The sequence below is a fragment of the Kitasatospora sp. NBC_01560 genome, from assembly GCF_045208415.1.
Lineage (GTDB): Bacteria > Actinomycetota > Actinomycetes > Streptomycetales > Streptomycetaceae > Kitasatospora.
Genome location: NZ_CP109364.1, coordinates 3,098,065 through 3,118,123, shown reverse-complemented (window position 1 = coordinate 3,118,123; position 20,059 = coordinate 3,098,065). Strand labels below are relative to the sequence as shown.

Sequence of the window (20,059 nt, the reverse complement as noted above, 5' to 3'; positions counted from 1 at the left end):
CGTCCCGTGCGCGCCCCGCCGCCGGGTGCGCCGGTGGCCGTCCGGCGGTGCGGGCGGCGTGAGGTTTCCGAAACTCCCGGGCAACTGCGGGGCAACCGCCGGGCAACACGAAACACGGGCGAAACGCGTCCGTCCGCGACCGGAAATCCGTCCTCGCGACACTCTCCCCACCGCGACCTGCGACCCCACTCGACGCAGGCCTTTGGGAAGGCACCCCCATGTTCCTGGCTGACACGTCGCCCGGCCTCGACACCGGTGACACCGCCTGGCTGCTGGCCAGCACCGCACTGGTCCTGCTGATGACCCCCGGTCTGGCGCTGTTCTACGGCGGCATGGTCCGCACCAAGAGCGTGCTCAACATGATCATGATGAGCTTCGTCTCGATCGCCGTCGTCACGGTGGTCTGGCTGGTGGCCGGATACTCGCTCGCCTTCGGCTCCGACGTCGGCGGCTGGGGGCTGATCGGCGGTCTCGAACACATCGGGATGGCCGGAATCACCCCCGCCTCGCTCACCGGGCACGTGCCCACCGTGCTGTTCGCCACCTTCCAGCTGACCTTCGCTGTCATCACCGCCGCCCTGATCAGCGGCGCCATCGCGGACCGGGCCAGATTCGGCTCCTGGGTGGCCTTCACCGCCGTCTGGACGCTGCTGGTCTACGTCCCGGTGGCGCACTGGGTGTTCGCGCCGGGCGGCTGGATCCTGTCGAAGCTCGGCGCCCTGGACTTCGCCGGCGGCACCGTCGTCGAGGTCAACTGCGGGGCGAGCGGCCTGGCCCTGGCGCTGCTGCTCGGCCCGCGGATCGGGTTCCGGAAGGAGGCGATGCGCCCGCACAGCCTGCCGCTGGTGCTGCTCGGCGCGGGCCTGCTCTGGTTCGGCTGGTTCGGCTTCAACGCGGGCTCGGCGCTGGGTGCCAACGGCCTGGCGGCGTCCGCCCTGCTCAACACCCAGGCGGCCGGCTGCACCGGCCTGCTCGGCTGGCTGCTGGTGGAGAAGCGCCGCGACGGCCACGCCACCACGCTCGGCGCGGCCTCCGGCGCGGTGGCCGGCCTGGTCGCGATCACCCCGTCCTGCGGCAGCGTCGACCTGCTCGGCGCGCTGCTGATCGGGCTGGCGGCCGGTGTGGTCTGCTCGTACGCGGTCAGCTGGAAGTTCCGGCTCGGCTTCGACGACTCGCTGGACGTGGTGGGCGTGCACTTCGTGGCCGGGGTGATCGGCACCGCGCTGATCGGTCTGTTCGCCACCACCGCGATGACCGGCGGCCCGGCCGGCCTGCTGCACGGCGGCGGGCTCGGCCAGCTCGGCAAGCAGCTGGTGGCGATCGGCGCCGTCGCGCTGTACGCCTTCGCGGCGACGTACGGGATCGGGCGGGTGATCGACCGGGTGATGGGGTTCCGTGCCAGCGAGGAGCACGAACTCACCGGCCTGGACCTCGCCGTGCACGCCGAGACCGCGTACGATCACGGCGTCCTGGGGCACGGCACGACCGCCCACGCCACCGCCACCGTGTTCACGCACCCGTCCGACAGGACCCCCTCCGCATGAAGCTGATCACCGCGATCGTCAAGCCGTTCAAGCTGGACGAGGTCAAGAACGCGCTGCAGGCCGTCGGCGTGCACGGACTGACCGTCACCGAGGCCAGTGGGTACGGCCGGCAGCACGGGCACACCGAGGTCTACCGGGGCGCCGAGTACCGGATCGACCTGGTGCCCAAGGCCAGGATCGAGGTGGTCGTCGAGGACGAGGACGCCGAGCGGGTGATGGAGGAGATCGTCCGCGCCGCCCGGACCGGGAAGATCGGTGACGGCAAGGTCTGGTCGGTGCCGGTGGACTCGATCGTCCGGGTCCGCACCGGCGAGCGCGGGCCGGACGCGGTCTAGGCCCCCCTCTCTTTTCTTTCGGGCCCCGGGAGCTGACCCGGGGCCCGCCGCGCGCCCGCCCGGCGCCGCGCTGACCCGGGCCCGCCGCGCGCCCGCCCGGTGTTGCAGCCCAGGCACCGTCGGCCGGCCGGCGTCGGTGGCGATCCGCTGCCACCGGGCCGGGTCGGCGGGCGCGATCCGGGTGTCGTCCGCCCCGGCCATGTCGTCCCCCGTGCCCCCGTGCCCCCGTGCCCCCGTCGTGCGCCCGGTGCGCTTGGGGTGTCCGGGGGCCCTGTGCTGCCTGCTGTCATGACTCTCCACGCGACGGCGGGCCGGTAAGTCGCACCCGACCTTTCCGGGACTGCAGAAACGTTGTTCCCAAGACCTTGACGGGCTGCGGCCACGACCCTAGGTTCAGCGCTGCAAGTTTCCAGAAAGTTTCAGCAAGCTTTCACGAGCGGTACCCCAGGCTGCCCCACCCCAGCCCCCAGGAGACATCGTGGTCACCACCGCCCCCATCCGCCGGCCGGCCAGAACGGCCGGCGCGCTCAGCGCCACGGCGGCGCTGGCGCTCTCGCTCACCGCGGGCCTCGCCGGTGCCCCCGCCGCCCAGGCGGCCCCGCCCGGCAACGGAAAGGACGTCACGGCAACGCTCTTCGAGTGGCGCTTCGACTCCGTCGCCAAGGCCTGCACCGACACGCTCGGCCCGAAGGGCTACGGCTTCGTCGAGGTCTCGCCGCCCCAGGAGCACATCCAGGGCAGCCAGTGGTGGACCTCCTACCAGCCCGTCAGCTACCGGATAGCCGGCCGCCTCGGCGACCGGGCGTCCTTCAAGAACATGATCGACACCTGCCACGCGGCCGGCGTCAAGGTGATCGCCGACTCGGTCATCAACCACATGTCGGCCGGCTCCGGCACCGGCACCGGCGGCACCGCGTACACCAAGTACACCTACCCCGGGTACTACCAGGACCAGGACTTCCACTCCTGCCGCACCGCGATCAGCAACTACGGCGACCGCGCCAACGTGCAGAACTGCGAGCTGGTCAACCTCGCCGACCTCAACACCGGCAGCCCCTACGTCCAGCAGACCATCGCCGGTTACCTGAACGACCTGGCCTCGCTCGGGGCCGACGGCTACCGGATCGACGCGGCCAAGCACATCGCCGCCGCCGACCTCGCCGCGATCAAGGCCCGGACGGCCAACCCCAACGCGTACTGGGTCCAGGAGGTCATCTACGGCGCGGGCGAGCCGGTCCAGCCCTCCGAGTACACCGGCACCGGTGACGTCGACGAGTTCCGCTCCGGCACCTGGCTGAAGAGCGCCTTCCAGGGCGGCCGGATCGCCGACCTCGCCACCTGGGGCTCCGGCCTGCTGCCCACCGACAAGGCCCGCACCTTCGTCGACAACTGGGACACCGAGCGCAACGGCTCCACCCTGACGTACAAGGACGGCTCCGCCTACACCCTGGCCAACGTCTTCATGCTGGCCAACCCCTACGGCTCGCCCAACGTCTACTCCGGCTACGCCTTCTCCGGCCACGACGACGGCCCGCCGAACGGCGGCACCGTCAACGCCTGCTACAGCGACGGCTGGAACTGCACGCACGTCTGGCGGCAGGTGGCCAACATGGTCGGCTTCCGCAACGCGGTGGCGGGCACCGGGATCACCAACTGGTGGTCGAACGGCAACAACGCCATCGCCTTCGGCCGGGGCGGCAAGGGCTTCGTGGCCATCAACCGCGAGTCCGGCCCGGTCACCCAGACCTTCCAGACCTCGCTGCCGGCCGGCTCGTACTGCGACGTCCAGCACGGCGACCCGGCCGCGGGCGGCTGCACCGGCCCGTCGTACACCGTCGGCACGGACGGCCGGTTCACCGCCACCGTCGGCGCCGGCGACGCGGTGGCACTGTACGTGGGCGCCCCGGGCAGCGGTTCCGGCGGTGGCGTCCCGGTGACCGATGGCGCCTCCTTCGCGGTCAACGCCACCACCGTCTACGGGCAGAACGTCTACGTGGTCGGCAGCACCGCCGCGCTCGGCGGCTGGGACACCGGAAAGGCGCTGCTGCTCTCCTCGGCCGCCTATCCCGTCTGGAAGCTGGACGTGGCGATGGCCGCCGGCACCGCGTTCGAGTACAAGTACATCCGCAAGGACGGCGCCGGGAACGTGACCTGGGAGTCTGGCGCCAACCGGACGGCCACCGTGCCGGCCTCGGGCCGGGCGGCGCTGAACGACACCTGGCGCAACTGACCGGGTGATCCGGTGACGTGCCGATCCGGTGATCCGGCAAGGCGTTGATCCGGCGACGTGTTGATCCGGTGACGTGCTGATCGGTTCGACGGCCGCCTCCCCGCGCGGGGAGGCGGCCGTCGGGCTTGCGGCGGCGGCCCCCGTCCGCGCGGCCCCTGGTGCGCCGGGGCCGGCCCCCCGGCTCAGCCCCGTCCGATGTAGGGCATGGCCGTTGCCATCACGGTGGCGAACTGCACGTTGGCCTCCAGCGGCAGCCCCGCCATGTGGCGCACGGTGCGGGCGACGTCGGCCACGTCCATGGTCGGCTCCACGGCGACCCGGCCGTCCGCCTGCCGCACGCCGACGCTCATCGCCGCGGTCATGTCGGTGGCGGCGTTGCCGATGTCGATCTGGCCGCAGGCGATCCGGTACGGGCGGCCGTCCAGCGAGAGCGACTTGGTCAGCCCGGTGACGGCGTGCTTGGTCGCGGTGTACGCGATCGACTGCGGGCGCGGCACGTGCGCGGAGATCGAGCCGTTGTTGATGATCCGGCCGCCCTGCGGATGCTGGCCCTTCATCTGCCGGAACGCGGCCCGGGCACAGAGGAACGCCCCGGTGAGGTTGAGGTCGACCACCGCCCGCCACTCGGCGACGTCCAGCTCGTCCACCGGGGCCGGGGCGCCGAAGGTGCCGGCGTTGTTGAACAGCAGGTCGATCCGGCCGAAGCGCTCGGCCGCGGTGGCGAACAGCACGTCCACGGCGTCCGCGTCGGTGACGTCGGTCGGCACCGCGACCGCCGCCCCGCCGAGGTCGGCGCCGGCCGCCGCACAGAGCCGGGCGGTCTCGTGCAGCGGCGCCTCCCGCCGGCCGGCGAGCGCCAGCTGCCAGCCCGCGGCGGCCAGTTCCACGGCCACGGCGCGCCCGACCCCGCTCCCGGCTCCGGTGACGACGGCGATCTGCTGGGGCATGGCGGGCTCCTCGGGCGGTGGTACGGGCGAGCTGATCGTCCCCGATCAGGGGCCCGGAGTCACTGGTGCGAGGCACCAAGGCGCGAGGGTCCCGGCGCCCGTACGGCTGTGCTCCCCGCCGTCGGACCGCACCACCCCGCCGACCGGCGGGGGAGACGCCCCGTCGTCCGGCGGGGTGATCCGGTGCTTTTACCGGATCGGGAACAAACATTGGAACGCCGGTGGCTGTCGCGCAACCGGGCCGCCCCGGTCCACGTCATAAGATCGCAGGACGGCGGGCCGCCGCGCAGGCACGGCACGCCGACATCCGGGGACCACGAACGATGCGCCCCGGGCCTGTCCGGCCCCACCCGGGGGCCATCGCCCGCCTCCCGTCGGAGCGGGCGCGACACCGGTCGGAGAGTCCTCACCGTGCAGCCGCAGTCCACCCGTTTCCGCGCCGCCCTGACCGGCGCCGCCGCCTTCACGCTGGCCGCCTCGCTGGCGGCCTGTGGCAGTACGGACGGCAGTGGGAAGGGGGGCGACGGGAAGGGCGACAGTGCCAAGGGCGCTGCCGGCACGGCGAGCGCGAGCGGCAGCACGGCCCCGGGCACCCCGACGGCCGCCGGCAGCAGCTCCGCGCCGGTCGCCTCCGGCAAGGTCCTGATGCCGACCGGCCCGGCCGCGGCCCTGACCAAGGCCCGGGACACCGTCGCCGGCCAGATCCTGATGACGACGCTGAACGGTCCCAAGTCGGGCGTCTCGGGCAAGGTCTGGGTCTGGCTGCCGCCGGAGTACAACGACCCGAAGTTCGCCCGGACCGGCTTCCCGGTACTCACCCTGTTCGCGGGCGGCCAGAGCAACGGCTACAACACCTGGACCGACGACCAGCTCCCGATCCAGCAGATCGACGCCGAGCTGTCGAAGGCCGGCAAGGCCCACCCGTTCATCATGATCATGCCGGTGCAGAACTTCAATTCGGACGAGAAGAACGCCCTGGACTGCGCCGACATCCCCGGCCAGCCGAAGATGGCCACCTGGATGACCGAGGACATCCCGGACTTCGTCCGCGCCAACTACCGCACCGTGAAGGGCCGCGACGGCTGGGGCCTGATGGGCGCCTCCACCGGTGGGTTCTGCAGCGCGAAGCTCGCCCTCCAGCACCCGGACAAGTACAAGGCGGCCGTCCCGATCGACGGCTACTTCAACCCGGACTCCGGGCTCTGGAAGGGCCACGAGACCGAGCGGCAGGCCAACAACCCCGAGGTGCTGGTCGCCCAGGGCAAGGCCGACGTGAAGCTGCTCGTCACCGCCGGCGGCGCCAACGGGTACGAGACGAAGCTGGTCAAGGCGTGGGTCGCCAAGGCCGCGCCGCCGCTCTCCGTTGAGTACTACGAGCAGCCCGGCGGCAAGCACCTCACCAGCGACTTCAAGAAGATGATCCCGGACACGCTGCAGTGGCTCACCAAGAACCTGGCGGGCCCGCAGAGCGACTGAGCCGGCGCCCGGCCGCCGGGAGCACCTTCGTGCCCCCGGCGGCCGGGCCCGATGACCGACCGACCGTGTCCACCCTCCGGTCGTATGCCGCCCCCGGCCGCCGTGGAAGTCCGCCGGCCGTGTGCCGTGTGCGGTGTTCCGTGGCCCGCCTGCCGCCTGCCGCCTGCCGCCTGCCGCCTGCCGCCTGCCACCCGTCGCGCCTCGGGCTGCCACGCCCCCGCGCCGGCCCTCGCCCGGCCCCCGCCCGGCCCCCCGCCCCCCGGCCACCCGGCCCGCGCCCTCTGTCCGGCTGCCCGCGGCGGGCGCCGCGAGGTGCGGCGCGGCGCGCCGGAGTACCGCTCCGTCAGAGGCCCCGCAGGGGTCTCCCGTCCGGCCCGTCCGGCCTCTGACCTGCACGTCAATCGGACATTGATTCGGCCCTGATCGACTACGGCCACTGTGGTGGGAACGCATTCCGCCAGCTGCGAATCCTCCCGTGGCGACTCCGCCAGCCGTACCAAGCCGTGAAGAGAGTGTCATGCCGAGCCATCTGCTGCCCGTTGCGTCCCTGCCCGCAGTCCCCGCCCAGGCGGGCTCCGACCGTGAGCAGGCCACCGGCGAGGAGCCGCAGGCCGTCCGGTTCGCCGGGCTGCGGCTGGTGTACGCCGCGCTCCGCCGTGATCTGGCGCGACTGCCCACCTCGCTGCGGCTGCTCCAGCCCGGCGAGGACGAGAAGGGCGAGGCACTGCTGCGGCACTGGCACTTCGTCAACACGATGCTGACCTGCCACCACGAGCAGCAGGACACCCGGATCTGGCCGATCGTCAGCCGGTTCGCGCCCGAGCTGCGGCTGCTGCTCAACTGGCTGGAGGCGGACCACCACAACCTCGACCACTCCTTCACCCGGGTCACCACCCTGGTCCGGATCGCGAGCCGGGACGCCGGCAGTGCCTGGCCGGTCGCCTACGCGATGGAGGACCTGGCGGCCCGGCTGGAGACCCACCTGCGGATCGAGGAGCGCCAGCTGCTGCCGCGGATGGAGCGGGTCTTCACCGACCGCTCGCGGGTCGGCAGCCTGTCCGAGCTGCTGGATCTGCTCCAGTCCGCGGACGGCCCCGGCACGGCCGACGCGCTCGCCTGGCTGCTGGACGGCGTCGAGCCGGCGCTGGTCGAGCGGCTGATCGCGGAGTGCGACGACGACGTGGCCCGCAACTGGCCGCACTGGCAGGCCACCTACCAGCGCTGCACCGCTCCGCTCTGGGGCCCGGCCGACGTCCGGGGCGGCGTCGCCGAGTGACCGGCAGCCGTTTTTCCGGGCCCGCGATCTACGCGCGTGGCACATGCCGCACGCATATGCCGGACGGGACGACGCCCGGGCCGGTCCGGCCGCCCCGGCGTCAGCTGATGCCCAGCCGGGCCAGGTAGCCGGGCAGGTCGGCGGGGTCGTCGGTGGCCAGCCCGACGTAGCCGTCCGGCCGGACGACGAACAGCCCGCGGCCGTACGCCCCGGCCGCCACCCCGCCGTCGACCCGGTGCGCCCGCACCCCGGCCGGCACGGCCGGCAGGTCGAGGCCGACGGCGAGCACCGTCACGTGCGTGCCGCGGAAGAGGTCGAAGAGCCGGCCCCCGGGCGAGGATCCGCCCAGTGGCGCGTCCGGCGCCCGGTCGCCCGCGCGCAGCGCCTCCTCGGGGATCTCCCGGCGGGCCTCCACGGTGAGCGGGCCGTCCGGGTAGCCGATGCCCAGCTGCTCCGTGCGCGCCCCCCGGAGCCCGCTCCGCAGTGCGGAGTCCGAGCGGTGCAGCCGGGTGGAGATCTCCAGGACGTCGGAGGCGATCGGCAGCCGCTCCTCCTCGTAGCTGTCCAGCAGTTCCCCGGGTGCCCCGTGCCGCAGCACCTGGCCGAGCTTCCAGCCCAGGTTGTAGGCGTCCTGGATGCTGGTGTTGAGGCCCTGCCCGCCCGCGGGGGAGTGGATGTGCGCGGCGTCGCCCGCCAGGAACACCCGGCCGGCCCGGAACCGCTCGGCCAGTGCCGCCCTGGGGCGGAAGGCGGAGACCCAGCCCACCGCGCCGACCGCGGTGGCGGCGAGGTGGGTGCGGGCCGCGATCACCTCGCGCACCGCCGCCGCCGAGGCCTCCGGCTCCTCGTCCGCGCCGAACCGGGCGAACAGCTGGAAGTCGTCGGTGCCGGGCAGCGGGCAGAGCAGCAGGGCGCTGCCCGGATCCTTCCCCCAGTGGTGCCAGTTGCCGCGGTCGAGGCCGGCCACCCGGACGTCGGCGACCAGGGCGGGCTGCGGGTCGATCTGCTCGCCGGCCATCGGGATGCCGGCCAGCCGCCGGACGGCGCCGCGCCCGCCGTCGGCCGCCACCAGGTACCGGGCGTCGACGGTCCGCGTCGTGCCGTCCGCGCCGGTCAGGGTGGCGACGACCCGGTCGGGGTGCTGGTCGAGGCCGGTGAGTGCGGTGCCGAAGCGGACGGCGCCGCCGAGCTCCCCGAGCCGGTCGTGCAGGAGCTCCTGGGTGCGCCACTGCGGGACCATCCAGATGTGCGGGTACGGGACGGTCGGGTCGTCCGCCGGGCCGTCCGCGACGAGGTCCCACTCGCCCTGCGGCACGCCGTCCTCCCAGGACAGGATGCGGGGGTACCGGCCACCCGCCCGCTGGACGGCGGGCAGGACGCCGAGGTCCTCGAAGACCTCCTGGGTGCGGGGCTGGACGCCCTTGCCGCGGGATCCGGGGAAGAGCGCTCCGGCGCGCTCGACGAGCAGTGCGTCGACGCCGCGGCGGGCGAGGTCGCAGGCCAGGGTGAGCCCGGTCGGGCCGGCGCCGACGATCAGGACGTCGGTCTGCGCGGGGAGGTGCTCGGAGTGCTGGGAAGGCTGCATGGCGCTCTCCTTAACGACGTTAAGTTGACTGATGCGGAGAGCATGGGCTTAACGGTGTTAAGTTGTCAATCCCCGGGGACGGCGGCCGCCCGGCCGCCGGACGCCCGGAGCCACCGGAAGGACGGGCGCCCGTGCCGCCGAAGCTCGACCCCGCACAGGTCGTCGACACCGCACTGCGACTGCTCGACGAGACCGGCCTCGACGGCCTCACCCTGCGCCGCATCGCCACCGAGCTGGACGTCAAGGCGCCCGCGCTGTACTGGCACTTCGCCAACAAGCAGGCCCTGCTGGACGCGATGGCCACCGAGATGCTCCGCCGGATGTCCGCCGGCCACGCCACCTTGCCGGACACCTGGAGCGAGGCGCTCACGCTCACCTGCCGCGGTCTGCGGGCCGCCCTGCTCGGCTACCGGGACGGCGCCAAGGTCTTCAGCGGCACCCGGCTCACCGACCACGGGTTCGCCGAGGGGCAGCATGCCCTGCTCGCCGTCTTCGTCCGGGCCGGCTTCGAACTCGCCGATGCCGTCCAGGCGTTCACCACCGGCTACGCCTACACCATCGGCTTCGTGATCGAGGAGCAGGCCGTCCACCCGGCGCCGGGGGAGCGGGCACCCGGCTACGACCCGGAGCGGCGGGCCGCCGCGATCGACCCCGCGTACGCACTCGCCGCCGCCGCGGGGCACGACCTCTTCGACGGCTTCGAGCGCCGTTTCGAACGCGGCCTGGCCGTCGTCGTGGCTGGCGTCGAACACGTCCTCGGGCCGTCAACGACCAAGCGCCCCTAGGGGATTCGTCCCGGAAGCCTCCGGGGGCGGCCAGGGGGCGAGTACCGCTGCGGGCCGATGGCCCGGCGCCCGCGGGTGCCTACCGTCGGAGCCATGACCACCACATCGCGCCCGGCCCGGCGCCGCACCGCACCGCTCCGCCCGGCCGCCCTGGCGGCCGGCGCCGTCCTGCTGCTCGGCGGCGGGCTCGTCGCCTGCGAGGGCGGCGCCTCGCTCTGCCTGAACGACAACACCTGCGACGTCGTCGTCCGGACCGACGGGGGAGACTCCGCCCGCACCGTCGAGGTCTTCGACGGTGACAGGAAACTCAAGCTGACCGTCGGTCACATCACCGACCGGGCGGCCGAGGTCACGATCGGTGGCGAGACCAAGACGCTCGCCGAGGACGCCGAGACCGCCGTCGGCGCGGCGAAGATCACTCTCCGCAACGCCGATGCGCACGACCACTACGCCGAACTCCACGTCAGCCGCTGACCGAACGGCCGACCCGCCCCTACTCGGGCAGGCGGTTGAGCCAGGTCAGCGGGGTGACGCAGATCGCCTTGCCCGGCGAGCCGTCCCACTCCACGGTCAGGCCGGCCGCCTCCAGCGCCGCCGCCACCTCGCGGCCGATCTCCGTCGTCCGCCCCTCCGCCGACTCCTTCGACTCCCCGTCGGTCCGGAACCCGCCGAACCGCAGCATCAGCCCGCGCCCGGCGGCCGCACCCTCGGTGTCCTGCTGGTGGAAGAAGACGAAACCGCGCGAGTCGTCGTCCGCCTCGCCGCCGATCTCCTCGTAGCCGCAGCTCGCGCAACAGGTGAAGTCCATCGCGGCGACGATGCCCTGGTCCTCCAGCGCGTCGAAGGCCTCCTCCAGCCGGTCCACGTCGGTGACCTCCGGCCAGGACGCCTGCTCGGCCAGCCGCTCCCGCCAGAGCGGGGCGACGATCTCCTCGGCGTCCTCCTCCGTCAGCCCCTGCTCCTCGAACTCGTCGACCAGGGACTCGGCCATCTCGTCCGGCTCCTGGAACCCGCAGCGGATCAACTCGCGGGCACGCTCCTCGGCCTCGCGCCGTACCTCGAACGTGAGCTCGGTCTCCTGGTTCATGACCGAATCCTCGCACCGGCCACCGACAGTCGCGTCGCCGGGCCCCCGGTGTTACCGTCCGGCGGTGTCCTCTCTCGCCGAACCGCCCCTGATCACCCGTCTGATGGCCGCGGACCGCATCCTGATCGCCGGCGCGGGCGGCGGATTCGACGTGTACGCGGGCCTCCCGCTGGCGCTCGCCCTGCGCGCGGCCGGCAAGGAGGTGCACCTGGCCAACCTCTCCTTCACCCACCTGTACGGCCTGCCCGCCGACGTCTGGCTGGAGCCCGACGTGGCCATGGTCCGCCCGGACACCGCCGCGCCCGAGGGCTACTTCCCCGAGCGGACGCTCGCCCGCTGGCTGCACCGGCACGGCATTCCGGACACGGTCTGGGCGTTCCCCTCGGTCGGGGTGAAGCCGCTGCGCGAGGCGTACCGGGCGCTCACCGGCCACCTCGGCGTGGACGCGGTGCTGCTGGTCGACGGCGGCACCGACATCCTGATGCGCGGCGACGAGGCCGGGCTCGGCACCCCGGAGGAGGACATGGCCAGCCTCGGGGCGGTGGCCGGGCTGACCGGCGTGCCCGAGCGGCTGGTCGCCTGCCTGGGCTTCGGCATCGACGCCTTCCACGGCGTCAACCACGCGCTGGTGCTGGAGAACCTGGCCGCGATCGACCGCGCCGGCGGATACCTCGGCGCCTTCTCGATCCCGCGCGACAGCCGCGAGGGGGCGCTCTACCTGGACGCCGTCGAGCACGCCCGGGCCGCCTTCCCCGAGCATCCGAGCATCGTCAACGGCTCGGTGGCGGCCGCCCTGCGCGGCGAGTTCGGCGACGTCCGGTTCACCGACCGGACGCAGCACAGCACGCTCTTCGTCAATCCCCTGATGACGCTGTACTTCGGTGTCACCGTCGAGGCGCTGGCGGCGGAGAACCGCTACCTGCACCTGATCGAACGCACCGAGCTGACGCGTCAGATCAGCACCGTGATCGAGGAGTTCCGGGACGGCCTGCCCGCCCAGCGCCCGCCCCGCCAGTTCCCGCACTGACCGCACCCGCACTGACCGCACCCGCACCGGCCGGTCAGCCCGAGGCGAGCCGGAACTCCAGGTTCCCGAACCGCACCTGGTCGCCCGCGCGGACCCGGACCCCGCCCGCGATCCGCAGGCCGTTCACGTGCGTGCCGTTGGTCGAGCCGAGGTCGTACAGCACCCAGCCCTCGCCCTCCCGCCGCAGTTCGGCGTGGTGGCGGGATACCGAGATGTCGTGCAGCCGCAGACCGGACCCGGGCACCCGGCCGATCGTCAACTGCCCGGCCCCGTCGGCCGGCAGGCTCAGCCCCGGCAGCCGCTCGACCCGCCACGCCCCGCGCAGCCGCACCCCGAACGCCGAGAGCTGCCCCACCGTCCGCAGCAGGAACCGTCCGAGCGGGTTCCCGGCCGGGAGGTCCGCCAGTGCCCGGTCCAACTCGGCCCGGCTGTCGGCCTGCAGCACCAGCTCCATCCGGCCGAGGAAGGTGTCGTGCGAGAGCCGGCCGCTGCCCGCGCTCTCCCGCAGCACTCCGAGCGCGTGTTCGCGCTCGGCCTCGGACGGCCGGACCACGTGCGTCCGGATCTCAGGAGACGTCATGGCCCGATTGTCGGCTCAGCCGCCCCCGCGTGTCCAGATTGCCGGGGCCGCCAACCGGTTCGTCCGTCCCCGACCTGACTGCCGGCGGACTCGCGCGCAGCCGTCAGCCCTTCCGGGCGGCGGCCAGGATCTTGACGGTGGTGTGCAGGAAACGGGCGGTGGCCAGGCCCCGGTAGGACGGGCCGAAGAGCTTGCGGGTGGCGTTCCAGCGGCCGTCCCGCAGGTGGATCACCACGTAGGCGGTGCCCGGGTCGGCGGCGACCACCTGGTAGTCGCCGTCCGGCGAGGTGTACGGGACGGGGAAGTCCGCGGGCAGCGGCTCGGTGAGGAAGTTGACCAGCAACCGGACGTCCGGCGTCGCCTCGATGCCCCCGAACGGCTCGGCGGCGAGCAGCGCCTCGACCTCGTCGACCGTCCGCAGCATCGTCGGGACGGCGTAGCCGAGCGCCTCGGCCAGGTGCTCCTCGATGCGCCGGGTGAGCGCGGCCCGGGCCGCGGCGTCGGCGGCGTCCTCGTCGGCGGTGAAGAAGACGTTGCCGGTCTGGATGTACGAGCGGACGTTGCCGAGGCCCAGCTCGGCGAAGATGCCCCGCAGCCGTTCCATCCGCACCGTCCGGCCGCCGACGTTGATGGACCGCAGGAAGGCGATGTACGTGGTCGTGGTGGTCACCCGGCCAGTGTGGCACCGGCCACCGACACGGGGGCCGGTCGTCCCGCGGCCGCCGGGGCCCGGTGCCACACTGGCGCCATGGCTACCTGGCAGGACTTCGAGTCCGAGGCACCGGATCTGGCCCCCGCCGTGCGGGCCCGGTTCGAGGCGAACAAGCACCACGTCCTGGCGACGCTGCGCAAGGACGGTTCACCGCGGGTGAGCGGCATCGAGGTGGACTTCATCGGTGCCGACCTCACCTTCGGGTCGATGTCCGGGGCGATGAAGGCCCGCGACCTCCAGCGGGACGGCCGCTTCGCCCTGCACGCCCACCCGGGCGGCGAGACGATGGAGGGCGGCGACTCCAAGATCTCCGGCCGGGCCGTCGAGATCACCGACGAGGCCGAGCTGGCCGCCTGGGTGGCGGACCTGCCGGCCCCGCCGCCCGGCCCGTTCCACGCCTTCCGGCTGGAGCTGGAGCAGGTGGTGCACACCTCCGTGGGCGATGACCACCTCTGGATCACGTCCTGGCGTCCGGGCGAGCCGGTGCAGCGGGTCCAGCGGCACTGACGGCGGCACCGGCTGCACCCACGGCGGCGGCACCGGCTGTACCGGCGCCGGCCGGCCCGCCGGCCCGCCGGCCGGGCTCACTTCCGCGGCGGCAGCACCGACTTGACCACCTCGGGCGTCCGGGCCACCACGGCGTGGCCGTCGTCCGCCGTGATGATCGGGCGCTGGATCAGGATGGGGTGCGCCGCCATCGCGGCGATCCAGCGGGCCCGGTCGGCCGGCTCCCTGGTCCACTTCTTCATGCCGAGGTCCTGGGAGGCCTGCTCGTCGAGCCGGGTGATGTCCCACGGCTCCAGGGCCAGCCGCTCCAGCACCTGCTCCAGCTCGGCGGCGGTCGGCGGGTCCTCCAGGTAGCGCCGCACGGTGTACTTGGCACCGACGGCCTCCAGCTCACCGAGTGCCGACCGGCACTTACCGCAGCGTGGGTTGATCCAGATCTCCATGCCGCCAGCCTACCGACCGCCCCTCCCGGTCCGCCGGAACCCGCTTCGGCGGAACCACGGCCCGCGGGAACTCTGTCATGCCCGAAGGCGGTTGACGAACCGGGGCGCGGGTCTCGGGAGGGGAGTACCGGATGGACGGCACGTCGATCGTCGCGGAGCTGCTGACCGGCGAGGGCAGGGCGGATCCGTACCCCCTCTACGCCAGGGCGCACGAGCTGGGCCCGGCCGCCCCTGCGGGGCCGGGCACGGTGCTGGCGGTCGGGTACGCCGCCGCCGACCGGGTGCTGCGCGACCCGGCCTTCGCGCCGGAGGACGTCGAAGGCTCGGCGCTCAGGGACCTCGCCGTCGCCCGGCACTCGTCCGTCACCCTGCTCGGGCGTTCGATCCTGCAGCGCAGCGCGGCCGACCACGCCCGGGTCCGCTCGCTGATCGCCTCCTCCTTCAACGCCCGTCGGGTGGCCGCGCTGCGGCCCGCCGTCGGAGCGGCGGTCGGCCGGCTGCTGGACGACATGGCAGAGCTCGGTGCCGACGGCTCGCCCGTGGACTTCATGGACGCCTTCGCCTTCCGGCTGCCGGTCGAGGTGATCTGCGAGCTGCTCGGCGTGCCCGCCCGGGACCGCCGCCCGTTCCGCGGCCTCGCGGGGAGCCTCACCGCCGCGCTGGAGCTGGTCCAGGACCTCGACGAACTCACCGCCGCCGACGAGGCCGCCGACGAGCTGTCCGGCTACTTCACCGCGCTGGTCGCCGAGCGCCTGGCCCGCCCCCGGGACGACCTGGTCAGCGACCTCGCCCGGACGGCCGTCGACGCCCCCGGCCGGATCTCCGGCGCCGAACTGCTGGCCAACCTGGTGCTGCTGCTGGTGGCCGGCTTCGAGACCACCACCAACCTGCTGGGCAACGGGCTCGCCCTGCTCCTCCACCACCCGCAGGCGATGGACGGGCTGCGCACCGGCGCGCTCGACCCCGCGCTCTTCACGGACGAGGTGCTCCGCCACGACTCGCCGGTCCAGCTGACCACCCGGATCGCGACCGCCCACGGGCTCCGGGTGGCCGGCGTGCCCGCGCCGGCCGGCAGCCTGGTGCTGGTCCTGCTGGCCGCGGCCAACCGCGATCCGGCCCGGTACGACCGCCCCGAGGTGTTCGACCCGGGCCGCACCGACAGCCTGCCGCTCAGCTTCGGGGGCGGCCCGCACTTCTGCCTGGGCTCCCGGCTCGCCCGGCTGGAGGCCGAGCTCGCCGTGCCGGCGCTGCTCGACCGCTTCCCGCGGCTGGCCCCCGGCGGGGTCTCCACCCGGCGGGACCGCCTCGTCCTGCGCGGGTACGAGACCCTGCCGGTCACCGTCCGCTGAGCCGGCGCCCGGCAGGGCCGCGGCCCTGCCGACGGGAACTGCCGGGCCTAGGAGGACACCCCCGGCCGGAGGTCGGCCGTCGCGGGTTCCGGCCTGCCACCGGGTGCCGCGGGCGTGCCGCCGTCCCCTCGCCGCAGCAGGGCGGCCGCCGCGACGGCGGCCAGAGCCGCTCCCACCGCCGCCACCAGGACCGCCGTGTGCATCCCGTCCGCCATCAGGTCACCCGCCGAGCGCAGCACGCTCTGCCGGATGCCGGCCGGCAGCGCGGTGGCGTCGCCGGTCCGTCCGTGTTCGACGGCGTCGGCCAGTTCCTTGCGGGCGGCGTCCGGCAGCGGCAGCGCGGCCAGCGCGTTCGGCAGACCGGAGTGCAGCCGCTGCTGGACGAGGGTGCCGGAGATGGCCACCCCGAAGACGGCCCCGACCTGGCGGCAGGTCTGGGACATCCCCGACGCGAAGCCCGCCTGTTGCGGCGGCACCACCGACAGCAGCGCCACCGTGGCCGGCGCCCCGATCAAGGACACGCCGGTGCCGATCAGGACCAGCGGCCACCAGTACGTCCCGAAGCCGCCCCGGGCCTCCATGCCCACCAGGCCCACGAATCCACCGGCCGTCACCAGGGCACCGATGACGACGGCGATCCTGGTCCCCACCCGGGCGGCCAGGGCCGGTGCCAGCAGCGACGCCACCGTGATGGAGGCGGTCAGCGCCAGCAGCCGGAGACCGGTCTGCACGGGGGTGAGCCCGTTCACCTGCTGAAGGAAGAGGGTGAGCAGGAAGATGATCCCGTACAGGCCGAAGAAGCCGAGGAAGTTCACCGCGCAGGTCATCAGCACGACCCGGTGGCGCAGCAGGGGCAGCGGCAGCATCGGGTGGGACGTCCGGCTCTCCCAGTACAGGCATCCGGCGAGCACCAGGACCGAGCCGGCGAGCAGCCCGACGATCAGGGGCGATCCCCAGCCCCGCCGGCCGGCCTCGATCAGGGCGTAGGCCATCGCCCCGATGCCGGCGACGAACAGCAGCTGGCCGAACCAGTCGGCCTTCCGCCCTCCCGCCGGGCCCGGGCCCAGCGGCAGCAGCCAGGCGAGCGCCCCGAACGCCAGGACACCGATCGGCAGGTTGATCCAGAAGATGCTCTGCCAGGAGTAGGTGTCCACCAGCAGCCCCCCGACGATCGGACCGGCGGCCAGGGCGACGCCGCCCGACCCGGCCCAGGTCGCCACCGCCGACGCCCGCGCCCGCTCCTCCGTGTAGAGCTGCCGGATCAGGGCCAGCGACACGGTGATCATGACGGCACCGAAGACGCCCTGGACGGCCCTGGCCACCAGCAGCGCCTGGACGCCGGTGGACAGCGCGCAGGCCACCGACGAGGCGGTGAAGCCGGTCAGGCCGACCAGGAAGACCCGGCCGCGCCCCAGGGCGTCGCCGAGCGTGCCGGCGGTGAGCAGGAAGCAGGCGAAGGTGAGGACGTAGATGTCGAACACCCACTGGAGGGACGAGACCCCGATGTCCAGCTTCTCCTGCATGTCGGGGAGCGCCACCCCCACGACGGTGCTGTCCAGGTAGACCATGACGACGCCGGCGCAGATGAGGGCCAGGCGTACCGAGCGCGGGCCGCGTCCTTGCGGCCCCCGGGCCGTCACGAGCCGACGACAGCGGTGTCCTGGTGGCTGCTGGTGATTTCGATCCCCTCTCCCAGCAGACCGCGCAGGATGAGCCCGATGCTGTCGATCAGGGCGCGCATGGCGACCGGGTTGATGATCGGTTCCAGGCTGGGGATGCCCATGTCGAACTCGCAGGAGAACAGCACCACGACGTCGTCACCGGTCTGCCGGACGTCCCAGGCGCCGACGAACCGGGCGAAGTCCCCGGTGAGCTGTTCGAAGGTGATCGCCCGGGCGGCGGCGTCGATCACGTCCCGTTCGGTCCAGCGCAGGACGCCGCTGCGGAAGTTCACCGCCCAGGCGGAGTCGACGGTGCCCGCCCGGTCGGAGGTCACCGTGACCTCGCGCACGGCGTCGGTGTGGTCGGCGTACCGCTCGAAGTCGCGGATGCGGTCGAACACTTCGTCCGCGTCCTGGCCGGGGAGCAGTCCCTCGACACGTATCAAGCAGGGCATTGCGGTTTCCTTCCGGAGAGTGGAACGCCGGGCGGGCCGGCGGCGGTCGGTTCAGCCGAGGACCAGCGGTCCGCCGGCGTAGGCCGTGCACAGTGCCTGGCCGGACCAGGCGCGCGACGGCGGGTGGAACTTCAGGGCGGCCGCGCAGGCGGCCAGGTAGGACGTCTCGTCGTCGGAGACGTACGACATGCCGCCGAGCGCTTCCAGACAGCGCGGTACGACCCGGTCGAGGGTGTCCTGGGCCGAGAACCGGACCACCAGCGACTGCAGCAGCTCCGCCTGCCCGACGGGGCCGCCGCCGTCGAGCGGCGACGCGGCGCCGACGACGGCGCCCATCGCGGCCTCCAGCTCCACCAGGATCCGGGCCCGCTCGGAGACGTCCGTCCGGTCGCGGGCGAGCACCCGTTCCGCCAGAGCGCTCGCCATGCCCAGGTACGAGGCCGCCATCATCAGTTCGAACCAGATGAAGCCCACGGTCTGGATCCGGTCCAGGCTGCCGTCCTCGCCCAGCTCGGTGCGGACCACCATCTCCGCCGGCACCCGGACTTCCTCCAGCCGCACCTCGTCGCTCTCGGCTCCGGCCAGCGCGGTGGTGCCCCAGAACGGGTGCACGGAGATGCCGGGGCTGGCGGCGGGTACCAGTGCCACGGCCAGCTGCGGACCGTCGTCGGTGTCGAGCGTCACGGAGGCGGTCAGCAGGTCCATCGACGCGGACAGGCTGCAGGGCTTCTTGGCCCCGTTGAGGACGATGTCGTCGCCGTCCTGCCGGGCGGTGATGGAGGACGCCAGGATCGACTGCCCCGACCTGCCCTCGGCGAACCCGGAGGCCATCAGCAGCCTCTGGTCGGCAACGGCCTCCAGCAGCATCCACTCCAGGCCCTTGGTGGCCTCGTAGGCCTGGATCAGGCCCGCGACCGAGAAGTGGTGCATGGTGGTGGCCACCGCCAGCGACGGGCTGCGCGAGGCCACGGCCCGCTGCACCCGTACGGCCTGCACGGCGCTCGCACCCAGGCCGTGGTGCTCCGAGGGCACCACGAGCCCGGGGCCGCCCGCTTCCTTGAACAGGGCCAGGGCGGGGCCCTGCGGCCGTTCCCGTTCGCTCAGCGGCAGAGCGGCCAGCCGGTCGTCCAGTCCGGGCAGGAGGGTCTCCAGAGTCTCGCGCTCCGGTTCAAGAAACCGCATGGCTGTCTCCTGCGGGTCCGGGCCAGGGCTTGCCCGCGAGCGTGGTGTCGATCCATCGGCCGATCTCCCTGGCGATCGGCTCGGGCCGGTTGGCCCAGGCGGTGTGGCTGAGGCGTTCGGCGTGGTGCCAGCGGGACACCGCGGCGCCCGGCATCAGCCCGCACAGGGCGTCCACCGCGCCCGGCGGGGCCAGCAGGTCGTTGCCGACCGACACCGCCAGTACGGGCAGGCGCAGGTCCGCGATCAGCTGTTCGTAGTCGATGCCGGTGCCGGCCGGGCGGTAGCGGCCGGAACGGGCCATCCGGGCCCAGTCGCCGACCAGGACCCGGGACTGGCGCCCGGCGAAGCCCAGGACGTCGCCGGGCCAGTAGCCGCGCAACCGGGCGACCGCCGCGACGGCGTGGGTGCCCAGGAGCGGGATCAGCGCGGTCGGCCCCGGATAGCTGCGGAAGTGCGGTGTGCCGGCCGCGACCAGCAGGATCCCGTCCAGCTCGGCCGGGTTCCCGGCCGCGTACATCAGGCCGATCTGCCCGCCGATGCTGTGCCCCAGCAGGAACACCGCGCTGCCCGGCGCCCTCTCGCGGAGCGCGCCGAACACGGCGGGGTAGTCGACGGTGGCGAGCTCGTGGTAGCCGTACCGGGCCGAGGAGTCCGGCCGGGGGCGGCTGTCGCCCTGCCCGCGCAGATCGACGACCGCCACGCCCGGTCCGTGCGCGGCCAGTGCCGCGGCGAAGCGCCGGTAGAACCGGGCCCGTACGCCGATCGCGGGCCAGACGACCACCAGGGGAGCTCCGGCCGGGCCCGGCCAGTGGAGCACCGCCAGCTCGGCTCCGTCCGGCAGCGTCACCGTCAGCCGTTCTGCCGGGGCGTCCGCTGCC

20 protein-coding genes are annotated in these 20,059 nt (G+C 73.6%); 10 read left to right on the top strand and 10 right to left on the bottom strand.

Features of this window, described 5'->3' with window-relative positions:
• Positions 1-218 precede the first annotated feature (218 nt).
• The 3 genes from OH807_RS13375 (at position 219) to OH807_RS13365 (ending at position 4,109) form a co-directional block, all read left to right on the top strand.
• Positions 219-1,544 carry an ammonium transporter gene (locus OH807_RS13375; protein WP_406197992.1) on the top strand — a complete coding sequence of 442 codons (1,326 nt, stop codon included), beginning with the start codon at positions 219-221 and terminating at the stop codon, positions 1,542-1,544.
• Entirely contained in the window at positions 1,541-1,879 is a 339-nt protein-coding gene (locus OH807_RS13370) for a P-II family nitrogen regulator (protein ID WP_406197989.1), read from the top strand. Before OH807_RS13375 ends, OH807_RS13370 begins: the two co-directional genes overlap by 4 nt.
• A 478-nt stretch (positions 1,880-2,357) precedes the next feature.
• Positions 2,358-4,109, top strand: coding sequence for a carbohydrate-binding module family 20 domain-containing protein (locus OH807_RS13365; RefSeq protein ID WP_406197987.1), 1,752 nt, complete (start codon positions 2,358-2,360; stop codon positions 4,107-4,109).
• 182 nt (positions 4,110-4,291) lie between these two features.
• Here OH807_RS13365 and OH807_RS13360 read toward each other — a convergent pair whose 3' ends face one another.
• Positions 4,292-5,056, bottom strand: coding sequence for an SDR family oxidoreductase (locus OH807_RS13360; protein ID WP_406197985.1), 765 nt, complete (start codon positions 5,054-5,056; stop codon positions 4,292-4,294).
• Between the two features lie 411 nt (positions 5,057-5,467).
• Between OH807_RS13360 and OH807_RS13355 the strand changes: the two genes are divergently transcribed.
• Both OH807_RS13355 and OH807_RS13350 read left to right on the top strand, forming a co-directional pair.
• Positions 5,468-6,532, top strand: coding sequence for an alpha/beta hydrolase (locus OH807_RS13355; RefSeq protein ID WP_406197983.1), 1,065 nt, complete (start codon positions 5,468-5,470; stop codon positions 6,530-6,532).
• 517 nt (positions 6,533-7,049) lie between these two features.
• Positions 7,050-7,808: a hemerythrin domain-containing protein gene (locus OH807_RS13350; protein WP_406197981.1), complete on the top strand. Its 759-nt coding sequence runs from the start codon at positions 7,050-7,052 to the stop codon at positions 7,806-7,808.
• Positions 7,809-7,908: 100 nt separating this feature from the next.
• Here the strand turns inward: OH807_RS13350 and OH807_RS13345 are convergent, their stop codons facing one another.
• Positions 7,909-9,393 carry an FAD-dependent monooxygenase gene (locus OH807_RS13345; RefSeq protein ID WP_406197979.1) on the bottom strand — a complete coding sequence of 495 codons (1,485 nt, stop codon included), beginning with the start codon at positions 9,391-9,393 and terminating at the stop codon, positions 7,909-7,911.
• A gap of 131 nt (positions 9,394-9,524) precedes the next feature.
• Between OH807_RS13345 and OH807_RS13340 the strand changes: the two genes are divergently transcribed.
• Together OH807_RS13340 and OH807_RS13335 are read left to right on the top strand one after the other, a co-directional pair.
• On the top strand, positions 9,525-10,178 hold the full coding sequence (locus tag OH807_RS13340; protein WP_406197976.1) for a TetR/AcrR family transcriptional regulator C-terminal domain-containing protein: 654 nt from the start codon (positions 9,525-9,527) through the stop codon (positions 10,176-10,178).
• Positions 10,179-10,271: 93 nt separating this feature from the next.
• Positions 10,272-10,652: a hypothetical protein gene (locus OH807_RS13335; RefSeq protein WP_406197974.1), complete on the top strand. Its 381-nt coding sequence runs from the start codon at positions 10,272-10,274 to the stop codon at positions 10,650-10,652.
• A 19-nt stretch (positions 10,653-10,671) separates the two neighbouring features.
• Here the strand turns inward: OH807_RS13335 and OH807_RS13330 are convergent, their stop codons facing one another.
• Positions 10,672-11,265 carry a DUF6891 domain-containing protein gene (locus OH807_RS13330; protein WP_406197971.1) on the bottom strand — a complete coding sequence of 198 codons (594 nt, stop codon included), beginning with the start codon at positions 11,263-11,265 and terminating at the stop codon, positions 10,672-10,674.
• A gap of 64 nt (positions 11,266-11,329) precedes the next feature.
• On the opposite strand from OH807_RS13330, the gene OH807_RS13325 reads away from it, so the two are divergent.
• Positions 11,330-12,292 (top strand): DUF1152 domain-containing protein, encoded by a 963-nt coding sequence (locus OH807_RS13325; RefSeq protein ID WP_406197969.1) that lies wholly within the window; start codon positions 11,330-11,332, stop codon positions 12,290-12,292.
• A gap of 34 nt (positions 12,293-12,326) precedes the next feature.
• Here the strand turns inward: OH807_RS13325 and OH807_RS13320 are convergent, their stop codons facing one another.
• Complete coding sequence (locus OH807_RS13320; RefSeq protein ID WP_406197967.1) at positions 12,327-12,872, bottom strand: FHA domain-containing protein; 546 nt, start codon at positions 12,870-12,872, stop codon at positions 12,327-12,329.
• A 103-nt stretch (positions 12,873-12,975) separates the two neighbouring features.
• Entirely contained in the window at positions 12,976-13,542 is a 567-nt protein-coding gene (locus OH807_RS13315) for a DUF1697 domain-containing protein (RefSeq protein ID WP_406197965.1), read from the bottom strand.
• 78 nt (positions 13,543-13,620) lie between these two features.
• Between OH807_RS13315 and OH807_RS13310 the strand changes: the two genes are divergently transcribed.
• Positions 13,621-14,091, top strand: coding sequence for a pyridoxamine 5'-phosphate oxidase family protein (locus OH807_RS13310; protein WP_406197963.1), 471 nt, complete (start codon positions 13,621-13,623; stop codon positions 14,089-14,091).
• A gap of 77 nt (positions 14,092-14,168) precedes the next feature.
• Here the strand turns inward: OH807_RS13310 and OH807_RS13305 are convergent, their stop codons facing one another.
• Positions 14,169-14,534, bottom strand: a complete 366-nt coding sequence (locus OH807_RS13305) for an ArsC/Spx/MgsR family protein (RefSeq protein WP_406197960.1) — start codon at positions 14,532-14,534, stop codon at positions 14,169-14,171.
• Positions 14,535-14,665: 131 nt separating this feature from the next.
• Between OH807_RS13305 and OH807_RS13300 the strand changes: the two genes are divergently transcribed.
• Positions 14,666-15,883 (top strand): cytochrome P450, encoded by a 1,218-nt coding sequence (locus OH807_RS13300; RefSeq protein ID WP_406197958.1) that lies wholly within the window; start codon positions 14,666-14,668, stop codon positions 15,881-15,883.
• A 47-nt stretch (positions 15,884-15,930) separates the two neighbouring features.
• On the opposite strand, the gene OH807_RS13295 is transcribed toward OH807_RS13300, so the two are convergent.
• Genes OH807_RS13295 through OH807_RS13280 form a run of 4 tightly spaced genes read right to left on the bottom strand, consistent with a single transcriptional unit; the run spans position 15,931 to position 20,028 of the window.
• Positions 15,931-17,523, bottom strand: coding sequence for an MFS transporter (locus OH807_RS13295; protein ID WP_406197956.1), 1,593 nt, complete (start codon positions 17,521-17,523; stop codon positions 15,931-15,933).
• Complete coding sequence (locus OH807_RS13290; protein ID WP_406197953.1) at positions 17,520-17,999, bottom strand: type II toxin-antitoxin system RatA family toxin; 480 nt, start codon at positions 17,997-17,999, stop codon at positions 17,520-17,522. Before OH807_RS13290 ends, OH807_RS13295 begins: the two co-directional genes overlap by 4 nt.
• Positions 18,000-18,050: 51 nt before the next feature.
• Positions 18,051-19,181: an acyl-CoA dehydrogenase family protein gene (locus OH807_RS13285; protein ID WP_406197951.1), complete on the bottom strand. Its 1,131-nt coding sequence runs from the start codon at positions 19,179-19,181 to the stop codon at positions 18,051-18,053.
• Positions 19,168-20,028, bottom strand: coding sequence for an alpha/beta fold hydrolase (locus OH807_RS13280; protein WP_406197949.1), 861 nt, complete (start codon positions 20,026-20,028; stop codon positions 19,168-19,170). The genes OH807_RS13285 and OH807_RS13280 overlap by 14 nt, the downstream gene beginning before the upstream one ends.
• Between the last annotated feature and the right edge of the window lie 31 nt (positions 20,029-20,059).

What these genes read in the sequence shown, in the direction of transcription:
- OH807_RS13375 (WP_406197992.1), top strand. Translation starts at nt 219, where the DNA reads ATGTTCCTGGCTGACACGTCGCCCGGCCTCGACACCGGTGACACCGCC.
- OH807_RS13370 (WP_406197989.1), top strand. Translation starts at nt 1,541, where the DNA reads ATGAAGCTGATCACCGCGATCGTCAAGCCGTTCAAGCTGGACGAGGTC.
- OH807_RS13360 (WP_406197985.1), bottom strand. Translation starts at nt 5,056, where the DNA reads ATGCCCCAGCAGATCGCCGTCGTCACCGGAGCCGGGAGCGGGGTCGGG.
- OH807_RS13350 (WP_406197981.1), top strand. Translation starts at nt 7,050, where the DNA reads ATGCCGAGCCATCTGCTGCCCGTTGCGTCCCTGCCCGCAGTCCCCGCC.
- OH807_RS13345 (WP_406197979.1), bottom strand. Translation starts at nt 9,393, where the DNA reads ATGCAGCCTTCCCAGCACTCCGAGCACCTCCCCGCGCAGACCGACGTC.
- OH807_RS13335 (WP_406197974.1), top strand. Translation starts at nt 10,272, where the DNA reads ATGACCACCACATCGCGCCCGGCCCGGCGCCGCACCGCACCGCTCCGC.
- OH807_RS13330 (WP_406197971.1), bottom strand. Translation starts at nt 11,265, where the DNA reads ATGAACCAGGAGACCGAGCTCACGTTCGAGGTACGGCGCGAGGCCGAG.
- OH807_RS13320 (WP_406197967.1), bottom strand. Translation starts at nt 12,872, where the DNA reads ATGACGTCTCCTGAGATCCGGACGCACGTGGTCCGGCCGTCCGAGGCC.
- OH807_RS13310 (WP_406197963.1), top strand. Translation starts at nt 13,621, where the DNA reads ATGGCTACCTGGCAGGACTTCGAGTCCGAGGCACCGGATCTGGCCCCC.
- OH807_RS13305 (WP_406197960.1), bottom strand. Translation starts at nt 14,534, where the DNA reads ATGGAGATCTGGATCAACCCACGCTGCGGTAAGTGCCGGTCGGCACTC.
- OH807_RS13300 (WP_406197958.1), top strand. Translation starts at nt 14,666, where the DNA reads ATGGACGGCACGTCGATCGTCGCGGAGCTGCTGACCGGCGAGGGCAGG.
- OH807_RS13290 (WP_406197953.1), bottom strand. Translation starts at nt 17,999, where the DNA reads ATGCCCTGCTTGATACGTGTCGAGGGACTGCTCCCCGGCCAGGACGCG.
- OH807_RS13285 (WP_406197951.1), bottom strand. Translation starts at nt 19,181, where the DNA reads ATGCGGTTTCTTGAACCGGAGCGCGAGACTCTGGAGACCCTCCTGCCC.